This window comes from Pseudonocardia sp. ICBG1034 (genome assembly GCF_020131375.1).
GTDB classification, from domain to species: Bacteria; Actinomycetota; Actinomycetes; order Mycobacteriales; family Pseudonocardiaceae; genus Pseudonocardia; species Pseudonocardia alni.
On sequence record NZ_JAHLEK010000026.1, the window covers coordinates 1 to 12,077 of the forward strand.

Genomic DNA, 12,077 nt, shown 5'->3' on the forward strand with positions numbered 1-12,077 from the left:
TTCTGACCGAACGCCCCCGCTCCTTCACGTAGGCGATCGTCTCGCGGACTGCCGCGGTGGCGGCCGCGGCGCCGGCCACCGCGATGATCAGTCGTTCCTGCGGCAGTTGCTGCATCAGCTGTGCGAAGCCGCGTCCCTGGGTGCCGAGCAGGTTGCCCGCCGGGACCCGCATGCCGGAGAAGAACAGCTCCCGGGTGTCCTGGCCGTGCTGGCCGATCTTGTCCAGCACGCGGCCGCGCTCGAAGCCCTCCAGGCCCTCGGTCTCGGCGACGATGAGGGACAGCCCCTTGCCGCCCTCGTCGTCCCCGGTGCGGGCGACGACGACCAGCAGGTCGCAGTGGGTGCCGTTGGAGATGAACGTCTTGGCACCGTCGATCACATAGTGGTCGCCGTCGCGGCGGGCGCGGGTGCGGACGCTTTGGAGGTCCGAGCCGGTTCCGGGTTCGGTCATGGCGATCGCGCCGACGAGGTCACCGGAGGCCATGCCGGGCAGCCAGCGCTGCTTCTGCTCCTCGGTACCGAACGCGTTGATGTAGTGCGCGACGATCGTGCTGTGGACCATGTTGGCCCAGGCGTCGTCACCGACGCGGGCCTGCTCCTCGGCGATGACGGCCTCATGGGCGAACGTCGCGCCGCCGCCGCCGTACTCCTCGGGGATGCTGATGCAGAGCAGCCCGGCCCGGCCGGCGGCCCGCCAGAACTCGCGGTCGACCATGTGCGCCGCCGCCCAGCGCTCCTGGTTCGGCACGACCTCCTTCGCGATGAAGGTGCGGGCGAGCCCGCGGAGGTCGTCGAGCTCCTGGGTGGCCCAGGGGGGCGCGGTAGTCGTCGAGAATCATCGGATGCTCCCTCTCATCGGCCGGTGAAGGCTGGTGTGCGGCCCGCGGTGAAGGCGGACAGCCCCTCGCGGGCGTCGTCGGTGCCGAGCGCGCGCAGGAAGTTGTGGCGTTCGGTCGCCAGCCCTTCCCGCAGCGGCTGGTCGTGGGCTCGGCGGGCGGCGTCCGCGGCGAGTGCCACGGCGCGCGGCGCGTTCCCGGCGATGCGGCGGGCCAGCCCGATCGCGGCCGGGACGACCTCGTCATCGTCGACCACGTCGGCGACCAGCCCGGCGTCGCAGGCCCATGCGGCGTCGACCGCGTCGCCGGACAGCAGCATGCGCATCGCCTTGGCCTTGCCGACGGCGTGCACGAGCCGCTGCGTGCCACCGGCCCCGGGAATGACCCCGAGCTTGACCTCGGGGACGGCGAACCGGGCCGAATGGCCGGCGATCGCGATGTCGCAGGCCAACGCCAGCTCGCACCCGCCGCCGTACGCGATGCCGCGCACGGCCGCGACCGTCGGTGTCGGGTAGTCGGTGAGGACGTCGAAGAGCCGGTCGAACGGCAGCTCGTCGGTCGGCGCGGCGCCGATCATGGCCGGGACCTCGGCGATGTCGGCGCCGGCGCAGAACGCCGGGCCGGCGCCGGTGACGACCACGACGCGCACATCCGGGTCGGCGGCCGCGTCGGTGAGCCGGCCGGTCAGCTCGGCGACCAGGTCGCGGCCGAGCGCGTTGTAGGACCCGACGTGCTCCAGCGTGAGCAGTGCGACCGGGCCGTGCCGCTCGGCGGAGACCAGGGTCTCGGTGGGCTGCTCAGTCATCGGTACCGCCGTAGTGACCGGCCCACGTCGTGCGGATGGTCTTCTTGTCGCACTTGCCGACGCTGGTGCGGGGGATCTCGCTGACCGTGATGAAGGACTCCGGCAGCTGCCAGGACGCGAACGCCGACGACAGGTGCGCATGCAGGTCCGCGAGCGTCACCTCGTGCCCGGGGGTCGGGACGATGAGCACGAACGGCCGCTCCTGCCACTTGGGGTGCGGCAGCCCGACGACCGCCGCCTGGGCGACGGCGGGGTGGCCGGCCAGCAGGTTCTCCATGTCGATGGAGGAGATCCACTCGCCGCCGCTCTTGATCACGTCCTTGAGCCGGTCGGTGACCTTGAGGTAGCCGTCCGGGTCGATCGTGCCGACGTCGCCGCTGCGCCACCAGCCGCCCGTGAAACGGTCGTCGGCATCGGCCATGTTGTGATAGCGCGTGGTGATCCACACGGGCCGCGCACACAGATCTCGCCCTGGGCGACGCCGTCGTGCGGGACGTCCTCGCCGGCCGCGTCGACGAGCCGGACGTCGACCAGGGTGGCGGGGAGCCCCTGCTTGCGCTTGAGCTCGAGCAGGTCGTCACCGGACAGCCGGGCACGCACGCCCGGCTTGTACCGGTTCATGGTGACCAGCGGCGTGGTCTCGGTCGCGCCGTAGGCGTGCACGATCTCCGCGCCGGTCAGCTCGGCGAAGCCGCGCATCAACGACAGCGGCGGCTCGGTCGCGCCCGACATCATCCGCAGCCGTCCCAGGTCGGGCTTGTCCTCGAGCGAGCGGATGTAGTCCAGCATCGGCCCGAAGATCGCGGGAGCACCGTTGGTGACGGTCACGTCCTCGGCGATCAGCGCGTCGGTGAGCGGCCTGGTGTCCTCGGCCGTGTACCGGCCCGGCAAGACGATCTTGTTGGCGGTCAGGGTGGCCGCCTGCGGCAGGCCCCAGGCCTGTCCGTGGAACATCGGCGTGATCAGCATCGTGCAGTCGTCGAGGGTCATGCCGATGTTCGTGGCGAGCGAGAAGGAGTGCAGGCAGATCGCGCGGTGCGAGTAGTAGACGCCCTTCGGCCGGCCGGTGGTGCCGGTCGTGTAGCAGGCGCCGTAGGCGGAGCGTTCGTCGATCTCCGGCCAGTCGATCCGGGGCGCCGCGGCAGCGACGAGGTCCTCGTAGTGGTGCACGTTCGGCAGCGTCGTGCTGATCTGGTCGAGCGGCTTGTCCGTCAGCACGACCCACGCGGTGACGTCGGGCAGCATCGGGGCCACGGCCTCGGCGACCGGCAGCAGCGTCTCGTCCACGCAGACGATCGAGGTCCCGCTGTCGGCGACGACGAAGGAGAGGTCCTCGGGCCCCAGGCGCAGGTTGAGCTGCACCATCACCGACCCGAGACCGGGGATCGCCCAGTAGAGCTCGTAGTGACGGCGGCTGTTCCAGTCGAGGATGCCGACCCGGGTGGCCGGGCCGGCGCCGAGGCCGGCCAGGGCGTTCGCCCCGCGCACGATGCGGTCGTAGGCGTCGGCGTAGGTGTAGCGGCCCCAGCCGCCGTCCGGGAGCCGGTAGACGATCTCGCGGTCGCCGTGGGTCCGGGCGGCGTGCCGGATCAGGGTGGTGGTGTTGAGCTGGACGTCGTCGCCCATCGTGGACGGGTATCCGGTCACGACGGTGCGGGTGGGTGCCGGCACGAGGGACTCCTTCGTCGGTGCGCGGGTGGGGTCAGGGGAGGCGTTCGATGACGGTGGCGTTGGCCATGCCGGCGGCTTCGCAGACGGTGAGTAGGCCGTAGCGGGCCTCGCGACGCTCCAGCTCGTCGAGGAGCTGGGTGAGCAGGCGTCCGCCGGTCGAGCCGAGCGGGTGGCCGATCGCGATCGAGCCGCCGTTCACGTTGAGCTGGTCGTCCGGGTAGCCGAACTCGTCGCGCCAGAGCATCGGGACGGGCGCGAACGCCTCGTTGACCTCGGCCAGGTCGATGTCAACGATCGTCAGCCCGGCCCGGTCGAGCGCGGCGCGGGTGGCGGCGAGGATCGCGGTGAACTGCAGAACCGGGTCGTCGGCGGCGACCGCCATCGACACGATCCGCGCCCGCGCCCGCAGGCCCACCGCCTCCGCGTACGACCGGTCGGCGACGAGCAGCGCGGCGGCGCCGTCGCTGATCTGGGACGAGTTCGCGGCGGTGATCGCGCCCGCCGGGTCGAAGACCGGCGTCAACGTGGCCATCCGCTGCCGGTCGGGCGCGGCGCGGATGCCCTCGTCGCGGGTCATCGGGCCGTCGACGCCCTCCAGCGGCACGAGCTGCGCCGCGAAGTGCCCGGCGTCGGTCGCCGCGGCGGCCCGCTGGTGGCTGCGGACGGCGAAGTCGTCGAGCTGGTCGCGGGTGTAGCCCCACTTGGCGACGACCAGCTCGGCGGACGGACCCTGGGCAGGCAGGTTGCCCTCGAACCGGGCGAGCGCCCGCTCGCCGTACCACTCGCCCCGCGGCCCGCTCGGGTCGAACAGCGGACCGAGATCGACCCGCGACATCGACTCGACACCGGCGCCGATCGCGACGTCGTACTCGCCGGAGCGCACGCCCTGCGCCGCGAAATGGACCGACTGCTGACCGGAGCCGCACTGCCGGTCCAGGGTGGTGCCGGGCAGACCGATCGGCAGCCCGGCGCCGAGCAGCGCGGTGCGGGCGACGTTGCCGGTCTGCTCGCCGCGTTGCAGGGCGCAGCCCACGATCACGTCGGCCAGCGAGTCCGGGGCCACGCCGGTGCGGTCGACGAGGTGGGTGAGGGTGTGCGCGAGCAGGTCGACCGGGTGCCAGTCGCGCAGCTGCCCGCCGCGCTTGCCGACCGGGGTGCGGACGGCGTCGACGATCACGGCTTCTCGGGTCATGCGGCGTCTCCTGTCAGCGGGTGCGGGAATCCTTCACGTTCCTCAGCCATCCAGGGCCCCCCGGAGCCGGTGCTTGAGGATCTTGCCGGACGGGTTGCGCGGCACGGCGCCGATCGTGAGCTCCCGCGGGAGCTTGTAGCCGCTGAGATGCGTGCGGCCGTACTCGCGCAGCTCGTCGAGCGTGAGCGTGGCGCCCGGGGCGAGGTCGACGACGGCGACGGCGATCTCGCCGTACTCCTCGCTCCGGCGCCCGACGACGGCCAGGTCGCCGACCGCGGGGTGTGCGGCGAGGACACCCTCCACCTCCGCGGAGTAGACGTTGGCCCCGCCGGTGATGATGAGGTCCTTCAGGCGGTCGACGAGGGTGATGTAGCCGTCCTCGTCGATCCGGGCGAGGTCGCCGGTGTGGACCCATCCGTCGCGCACGGTCTCGGCGGTCGCCTCCGGCTTGCGCCAGTAGCCCTTCATCATCGACTCGCCGCGCATGATCATCTCGCCGACGGTGCCCGGCTCGACGTCGTTCCCGCTCGGGTCGACGATCCGCACCTCGGTGTTGGGCACCGCGACCCGACCGCTGGCCTCCGGGCGCGCGACGACGTCGTCGTGGTGCAGCAGGATGCCGCCCGGGCCGCCCTCGGTCTGGCCGCACGCCTGCACGATCCAGGCGTCGGGCAGCGCTGCGACCAGGGCCTCGGCGGTGCGGGCGGGCATCGGTGCGGCGCCGTAGAGGCAGATCCGCAGGCGCGAGAGATCGCGAGCGGCGAGGTCCGGCAGCCGCAGCAGGTGGGTGTACATCGTCGGGACGCCGAAGAAGAACGTGATCCGCTCGCGGGCGAGGGTGTCGGCCACCGTGGCCGGTTCGAACGCCGGGAGGATCACGTGGGTCGCTCCGAGCATCACCCCGTTCAGTAGCAGCATGTTGAGGCTCGCCGAGTGGTACAGCGGTGCGACGTGCAGCATCCGCTCCCCGTCCCGCAGACCCATGCCGATGCTGGAGTTGATCCCGACCCACAGCACCCGGCGATGGTCGAACAGTGCCCCCTTGGGCCGCCCGGTGGTCCCGGACGTGTAGATGATCAGAGCGTCGTCGTCCTCGGAGACCTCGACGTGGGTGGGCCGGGCGGCGTGGTCCCGGGCGGCCGCGCGGACGTCCTCGTATCCCTCGACGGTGCCCAGCGCCAGCGGCTCCGCGTCGCCCGTCCGGTCGGGCAGCGAGTGCCACGCCCGGACGCCGTCGGCGACCTCGGGCCCGAACAGCAGGAGCCGGGCCCCGGTGTCGGTGACCAGGTAGTCGATCTCCGTCGGTGCCGAGCGCGGGTTGATCGGCACCACGATCGCGTCCAGGCGGAGTCCGGCGTAGACGGCGACGACGAACGCGTCGCTGTTGCCGGCCAGCAGGAGCATGCGGTCGCCCTGCTCGAGACCACGCCCGGCCAGCTCGGCCGCCAGCTCGTCCACCGCGCGGTCCAGCTCGGCGTAGGTGAGCGCCACGTCGCCGAACTGCACGGCGACCCGGTCGGGACAGCGGCGGGCGGTGCGGGCGAGGACGCCGGCGAGGGTGGTCATCGCATCTCCTGGAGGGTGTCGTCGACGGTGGGCCCGACCGAGACGATCGGGATGTCGAGCTCGTTGCCGAGCTCCTGCCAGTGCGTGCTGTCCGCCGTGGCGAACCGCGCGGCGAGCTCGGTACGGGTGCGGCCGACGGCGTCACCCAGCCGCGCGACGAAGTGCGGCTCGACCGCGCCGACGGCGACGTATCCGTCGGTCGTCGGGTAGATCCCGTACCCGGGGCTCCCCCCGCCGAGCACGTCGCCGGGCCCGGTCAGCCCGTGCCGCACGCCGGCGGCCGCGTCCCGGGCGACCCGGTCGAGCACGACCGGCTGGTGCACCGCGGCACCGCTGCGATCACGCAGGCGCAGACCAGCGACGGCGGCGAGGGCGGCCCGCTCCCCGCCGAGGAGGTCCGCGACCGGGACGGTTGGGACTGCCGGCGGCTGCAGCGTGCCGTGCGCGGCCTGGTAGGTCAGGTCGTGCCCGGCCTCGCCGGCGCGCTCGCCGTCGTAGCCGACGATCTCGACGTGCACCAGCCGGTGACGGCTCACGCTCTCGCGCAGGCCCAGCCGGTCCAGTGCCGCCGGGCGCATCGCGGTGAGCAGGACGTCGGCCGTCGCGAGCCGCTGCTCGAGCCGCTCGCGGTCGGGCGCGTCGCGCAGGTCGAGGGGCACGACCTGCTGCCGGGCGGTCAGCTCGCGGTACCAACCAGGCGCCGCGACCTGCAACGCGTCCCCGGCCGGCGGCTCCACCTTGACGACGTCGGCGCCGAGGTCGGCGAGCCGTGCCGCGGCCACCGGGCCCGGGACGTTCACCGCCAGCGACACCACGCGCACGCCGTCCAGCGGCGCGGCCGCCCCTCGGTCCACGTCGTCTCCCATCCTCGAAAATGACTATACATACGTACAGTAACCTAGGTGAAGCGTATAGTTCGCGGTGTGATCGACACAAGGGGCGGGGTCGTACTATGCGTGCCGTGACGGTGCAAGCCCGGTTGGCGACATGAGCGAGCGATCGCGGCCGCGCCGGACCGAGGACCTCACGGCCCGGGCACGGATCCGTCACGCCGCGCTGGAGCTGTTCGCGGAGCGCGGGGTGGCGGGCACGCCGATGCGCGCCGTCGCGGCCCGGGTGGGGGTCACGGTCGGGCTGATCGTCCACCACTTCGGCACGAAGGAAGCGCTGCGTGAGGCGGTCGAGCTCGACATCGTCGACCGGTTCGCCGACGCGATCCTGTCCGCGCCGGCGGACGGCTCGGGTGCGGATGTGGCCGCGGCCCGCGACCGTGCCGTGGCCGCCATGCTCGCGGAGAGCCCGGCCGTCGTGGACTACCTGCGGCGCGCGGTCTTGGACCCGCACGGCGAACGCGGCGACCTCGTCAGCAAGCTCAGCGCGCTGGCCGCGGACCAGGTGGGCGAGCTGCGCCGCCGTGGCCTCGCCTCACAGCGCAGCACGATCGGCGAGCAGGTCCTGACGATCATGATCAGGCAGCTGGGGCAGGTGTTCCTGCAGCCGCTCGCCGACCGGATCATCGACGAGTTCGGCGAGAGTTCGGACGACGCGCCGTCGCCCCTGATTGTCGTGCGCCTGGAGCACCGAATCGACACGTTCCCCGGTCAGTGAACCCGCGACGCCTGGAGACGTCCGGGCGCGCGGCCGCGGTCAAGTCGCATTGCGACTCCGTCACGGCTGGCTCTGGTTCTGGCGGTCAGGAGGACCCCGCCGCGTGACCGCCAGCGTTCACTGAGCGTCCCGCAAAGCGATCGGCTTACGGCACACTTTTGGACTCGCTGCTCGGCTGGCTGCGCCCGGCTTGTGAACGATCAGAACAGGGTGTCGCGCACGCGCAGCGGCCGGTACCCGGTGGGGTCGAGCTGGGCCAGCTCGCCATCGATGTCGACGTCGATCGTGCCGAAGAAGTTGATGTTCTCGCTGTGCGCCGGCGAGATGTGCGCGAGCACCTCATCGTCGATGCGCCGGCCCGCCGCGCGCATCGACTCCACCGCCAGGCCGTAGTACTCGGTCGTCCAGGCCACGACGGCGTTGGTGACCAGGGTGAGACACCACGCCTGCTCGGTCTGGGCCTGCAGCTGTCGGGCACGCACGGTTCCCTCGTGGGCGTAGAGCAGGTCGCGCTTGAGCGCGTGCAGCGACTCGCCCTTGTTGAGCTGACGAGAGATCCTGCGCCGGTAGGTCGGGTCGGACAGGTAGCGGGCGGCGTAGATCGTGCGCCGCAGCGCCCCGTACTCCTTGAGCGCGGCGGCCAGCGCGTTCTGCCGAGACGACGCCGAGAGTTCCCGACGATCAGCGACGCGGTGGCGTGCCCGAACTTCAGCGACCCGGCCAGGCGCAGCAGGTCGTCCCAGTGCTCGGCGATCAGCTCGACGTTCACCCGCCGGGTGAGCAGCGGCCCGACGTGGGGGTAGTCGGTCTCGGCGCGGGCCTTCGCGGCGATCCGGTGCAGCGTGATCTTGCCCAGGTCCCGGATCCGGGGCGAGAGCTGCAGGCCGAGCAGGTCGAACAGGCCGAAGTTGACCAGGGTGACGCCGTGGGTGTCGGTGGCGTGCTCGGTGATCGGGGTGTCGGTGGCGTTGCCGAGGATCTCGTCGAGCACGTAGTGGGCCTCGCGCTTGGTCGCGACGATGATCTTCGTGCCGTAGGTGGTGTGCTGGTCGGTGACGTGGGTGTAGGTCGAGAGGACCTGCCCGCCGTGGATGGTCATCTCCCGCCCGGTCGTCGTCTTGCCCCGCACCGGGAACCGTTGCCCGTCCGAGGAGGACAGGGTGCCGGTGCCGAACACCTCGGCCAGGGGCATCCGCTGGTGGTGGTCGATGATCGCGAGGTTCGCCGCGCGCAGCGTCTCCTCGCGCACGTACCACTCGGCGGTCCAGGCGAGGATGTCGTAGGAGATCCCGCACGCATCGGCCATCCGGGTCAGCCCGAGGTTGGTGGAGTGGCTGAGCAGCACCGCGATCAGGTTCCGCTTCAACTCCGGAGAACGGGTCTGCTTCCCGCCGGCGTGGGTGAAGCAGTCCAACAACCCGATCCGCCCGTCGAGCTCGATCAGCAGCGACACGATCGGCGCGAACGGCAACATGTCGGTGAGCTCGGCCTTGAGCGCGACCGCCTCGCCGGGGATGTCCTCGGCGGTCAGCGGGGAGATCACCAGGTCGCCGGCGTCGTCGAGGCGGACCGGGCCGTCACCGGTGGCCAGGACCTGCTCGAGCTCGCCGAGCGCGCCGGTCAGCTCGTCGCCGACCGCGGCCAGCGCGACCGCCGGGTCGGCGGACTTGCCGACGAGCCCGCAGAACGACGCGCGCTGCAACGACCACTGATCGGCGGTGAGCAGGTAGGCGGCGGGGTCGGCGTAGCGGCGCGAGCCGGGCACGTACACGTCCCCGGTGCGCAGCCCGTCGCGGAGCCCGAGCAGGGTGCACAGCTCCCAGAAGTGCCGGTAGGCGCTGGTGTTCCCCGATGCGTGGGCCGCGTCGAGGTAGCCGCGCCAGCGCGTGGGCACGAATCCCGTCAGGGCACCGGCCGGGACCCGGCGGGCGCCGGTGGCGTTGAGCCCGCGCAGGATCTCCACCGCCGCGAGCAGCTCGGCCGCCGCGGTGCCGCCTGCGAACTCCACCGCGGCCAGGACCTGCGGGGTGAACTGCCGCAAGTACCCGTAGGACGACACGTCGAGCGCGCCGAGGTGGCCGTGATCGCGGGGAAGGCGGGGAACGGCTTGGGCCATCGCCGCCCGGATTCGTGTCCATCCGATCCGTTCACCCCGGAGCACGCTGCCGATGTCCTCGTCGGCAATCGTGGTGTCGGCGATGACGGCCAGCAGCTCGTCGAGCAGCGCCTGGCGGTCCTCGCCGGCCTTGCCCCGTTCGGCCAGCGCGTCGCGCATCGTGCGCTCGGCCTTGCCCTCGCGCGCCGACACCGCCTGGTCGAACAGGCTCACTACCTCGTCGAGCACGTCGGTTGCGGACTGGGCCAGCAGCGTGAGCAGGATCGGGTAGCGGCGCTGCGGCTCCCGCCGCTCGAGGGCTTGGGCGGTCAGCCGGCGCCCGACCGTGGCCAGGAAGCGGCGCCGCTCGGCCGGCAGGACCGACAGATCCAGGGCGTCGGCGCCCAGCCCGCGCAGGAACTCCAGCTTCGTGACCTCGGCCTTGATCCCGGCTGGTGAGGCCTCGACCGGGGCGGTGCTCAGCCATCGCAGCCGGGTCATCCCGACCGCAGGATCGACCACCAGCAGCCCGTCGAGCCCGGCACAGCGCTGCGGCGTGAACTCGTGCGCGAGCCGGTCGTAGGTCTCTCGCTGGGCCTCTGCGCGGGCGTGCGCGACCCGCTCCAGCACGGTCACCGGGCCCGGCCGGATCACCTGTACCGAGATCAAGTACTCACACGCCAGCCGGAACAACAACGTCGGCGAGTCGTGCTCCATCGCCCGCGCCAACAGGAACTCGTCGAACTCCTTGAACTCCAGCGACGTCGGCACCCGCCAGCCGCGGTACTGCGCTACCAGTCGTAGATGCTCGGTGCGGGTCTTCGCCCGCCGGCCGTAGTGCCGCAGCACGCCCGGATCGACGGCGAGCTGGTCAGCCAGCCGGGCGACCGCCACCGGTGGCGCGGCGGCGACGTCGTCGGGCACGAACCCCAGCCACGGCAGCGTGCACAACGCCACCGACAGACCCAACCGGTCCGCCGGTCCGCGGCCCCGGCCCGGGTCGACGAACGCGACATCCGCCGGCGCCAGCGTGAAGAACCGGAACAACTCCTCCCGGCCGATCTCCGGGAACCCCCGCAGCCGCTCCAGCTCCTCGTCCGAGAACACCTGCGTCGCCAACCGCGACCTCCCCCGCGCGACCACCATCCGCAGCTCAGGAGGCTACTCAGCCGTATCCGCCCGATCTTCGGCGAGTACTACGGCGACCCCTGCCAGGTCCGACCTCGTTACCGGTGAACCGGTTCCCACCGGATCCAAGATCGTTCCCACCCGATCCACAGAACTTCCCCGGGCCGAGGACTCCCCCGCCCGGACCTGGCGGTCTGCCCCCCTGCGGCGCTCGGGGGTGAGCCGCGTCGCGGGACGCTGGTCGTCGACGACCCGGCGCCCGGCCGACCGACCGCACCGCGGCCAGGCCTCTGGTCCGCACCCGGAGCACGACGACCGGACCGGGCAGCCAGCAGCGGGACCCACCCGGCCGTCGGTGCCGCGCCGGTGTCGCGGAGCACCTCGTCCAGGCAGCGCCACCGAAGCGCCACCCCGATGGGGGGTGACGGTCAGCGGGGGCGAGCCTCCGATGTCGTGCAGGAACGACACCGGAGGCCGTGCGTCGGGGTAGGGGTCGGCCGGGAACTCGCGGTCCGGCCGGGGGACGGGGTCCATGCGCTCGGACCGTAGAGCAGCGGACGTCGTGCGCTCAGCGGCGTACCCGGGGGTGGAGGCGGCGCAGCAGCGCGATCGCCAGCGCGAACAGCACCAGCACCGAGGCCGCGGTGGCGACGACGACCACCGGCATCGGGGTGCCCGCGGGCAGCAGGAACTGCGGCCACAGGATCGCGACCAGCATGCACACGCCGGCGATCAGGCCGCGCTGAAGCGCCGAGACCTCTGGCGGGAAGAAGATCAGCCGTCGCAGGGTGGACATCCGGCGATGCTACGGGGCTGTCGGGAACCGATCACTGGTTCCCGTCATCCGTCGGTGATGGCCACGTACACCACGCGGGGAGAACCGGACATCGCGAGCCGCATGGCGAGCGTCGGGGTGTGGAATGTCCGGGCTCGGCGGCTGTGTCAGCGGTGGGTCAGGGTGCACCACATCGCAGTGGTGCCGGTTTGCAGCGCGGACAGGGTGAGGGTGTTGTCCTCGACGGTGTAGCGGCCGGTTCCGGGGAAGGCCCGGTACTCGGGCGGTTCGGTGAAGGTCAGACTGAGCTGGTCGTCGTCGGTGGAGTACGACCCGGACGCCAAGATCGAGCGTCTCACCAGTAGGGACGTGAAGGTGAAGGTGTCGTCGTCGGCGAAGTC

General features: G+C 72.1%; 10 protein-coding genes and 1 pseudogene. 1 reads left to right on the forward strand and 10 read right to left on the reverse strand.

All coding sequences use genetic code 11. From position 1 onward, the window contains the following. From KPF22_RS30705 to KPF22_RS30735, 7 genes are all read right to left on the reverse strand, one after another. Nucleotides 1–763, reverse strand: a 763-nt coding sequence (locus KPF22_RS30705; protein WP_224404170.1) for an acyl-CoA dehydrogenase family protein, incomplete at its 3' end; no start/stop codon positions are given. Nucleotides 764–852: 89 nt separating this feature from the next. Further along, a complete protein-coding gene (locus tag KPF22_RS30710) occupies nucleotides 853–1,641 on the reverse strand; it encodes an enoyl-CoA hydratase/isomerase family protein (RefSeq protein ID WP_161152136.1) in 789 nt (262 codons plus the stop codon). Further along, on the reverse strand, nucleotides 1,634–2,062 hold the full coding sequence (locus tag KPF22_RS32565) for a hypothetical protein (RefSeq protein ID WP_374107548.1): 429 nt from the start codon (nucleotides 2,060–2,062) through the stop codon (nucleotides 1,634–1,636). Before KPF22_RS32565 ends, KPF22_RS30710 begins: the two co-directional genes overlap by 8 nt. Further along, nucleotides 1,954–3,312 carry an AMP-binding protein gene (locus KPF22_RS30720; RefSeq protein ID WP_374107549.1) on the reverse strand — a complete coding sequence of 453 codons (1,359 nt, stop codon included), beginning with the start codon at nucleotides 3,310–3,312 and terminating at the stop codon, nucleotides 1,954–1,956. Before KPF22_RS30720 ends, KPF22_RS32565 begins: the two co-directional genes overlap by 109 nt. A 31-nt stretch (nucleotides 3,313–3,343) precedes the next feature. After that, nucleotides 3,344–4,504, reverse strand: a complete 1,161-nt coding sequence (locus KPF22_RS30725; protein ID WP_161152137.1) for a thiolase family protein — start codon at nucleotides 4,502–4,504, stop codon at nucleotides 3,344–3,346. Between the two features lie 42 nt (nucleotides 4,505–4,546). Beyond that, a complete protein-coding gene (locus KPF22_RS30730; RefSeq protein ID WP_161152138.1) occupies nucleotides 4,547–6,070 on the reverse strand; it encodes a class I adenylate-forming enzyme family protein in 1,524 nt (507 codons plus the stop codon). After that, nucleotides 6,067–6,924 (reverse strand): CoA transferase, encoded by an 858-nt coding sequence (locus KPF22_RS30735; RefSeq protein ID WP_202417230.1) that lies wholly within the window; start codon nucleotides 6,922–6,924, stop codon nucleotides 6,067–6,069. Before KPF22_RS30735 ends, KPF22_RS30730 begins: the two co-directional genes overlap by 4 nt. Before the next feature lie 133 nt (nucleotides 6,925–7,057). Between KPF22_RS30735 and KPF22_RS30740 the strand changes: the two genes are divergently transcribed. Then, nucleotides 7,058–7,678, forward strand: a complete 621-nt coding sequence (locus tag KPF22_RS30740) for a TetR/AcrR family transcriptional regulator (RefSeq protein ID WP_161152140.1) — start codon at nucleotides 7,058–7,060, stop codon at nucleotides 7,676–7,678. A gap of 200 nt (nucleotides 7,679–7,878) precedes the next feature. Here the strand turns inward: KPF22_RS30740 and KPF22_RS30745 are convergent. The 3 genes and pseudogenes from KPF22_RS30745 to KPF22_RS30755 form a co-directional block, all read right to left on the reverse strand. After that, nucleotides 7,879–10,919 (reverse strand): annotated as a pseudogene (locus KPF22_RS30745) (Tn3 family transposase). Between the two features lie 550 nt (nucleotides 10,920–11,469). Next, the gene (locus KPF22_RS30750) at nucleotides 11,470–11,697 is read right to left on the reverse strand and encodes a hypothetical protein (protein ID WP_068801033.1); all 228 of its coding nucleotides are present in this window, start codon (nucleotides 11,695–11,697) and stop codon (nucleotides 11,470–11,472) included. A gap of 146 nt (nucleotides 11,698–11,843) precedes the next feature. Next, on the reverse strand, nucleotides 11,844–12,077 hold a 234-nt coding region (locus KPF22_RS30755; RefSeq protein WP_224404169.1), incomplete at its 5' end, for a hypothetical protein.

Bases quoted from the DNA above. Each gene is read 5' to 3' on its own strand.
- KPF22_RS30730 (WP_161152138.1), bottom strand. From the start codon at position 6,070: ATGACCACCCTCGCCGGCGTCCTCGCCCGCACCGCCCGCCGCTGTCCC.
- KPF22_RS30740 (WP_161152140.1), top strand. From the start codon at position 7,058: ATGAGCGAGCGATCGCGGCCGCGCCGGACCGAGGACCTCACGGCCCGG.
- KPF22_RS30710 (WP_161152136.1), bottom strand. From the start codon at position 1,641: ATGACTGAGCAGCCCACCGAGACCCTGGTCTCCGCCGAGCGGCACGGC.
- KPF22_RS30750 (WP_068801033.1), bottom strand. From the start codon at position 11,697: ATGTCCACCCTGCGACGGCTGATCTTCTTCCCGCCAGAGGTCTCGGCG.
- KPF22_RS30725 (WP_161152137.1), bottom strand. From the start codon at position 4,504: ATGACCCGAGAAGCCGTGATCGTCGACGCCGTCCGCACCCCGGTCGGC.
- KPF22_RS32565 (WP_374107548.1), bottom strand. From the start codon at position 2,062: ATGGCCGATGCCGACGACCGTTTCACGGGCGGCTGGTGGCGCAGCGGC.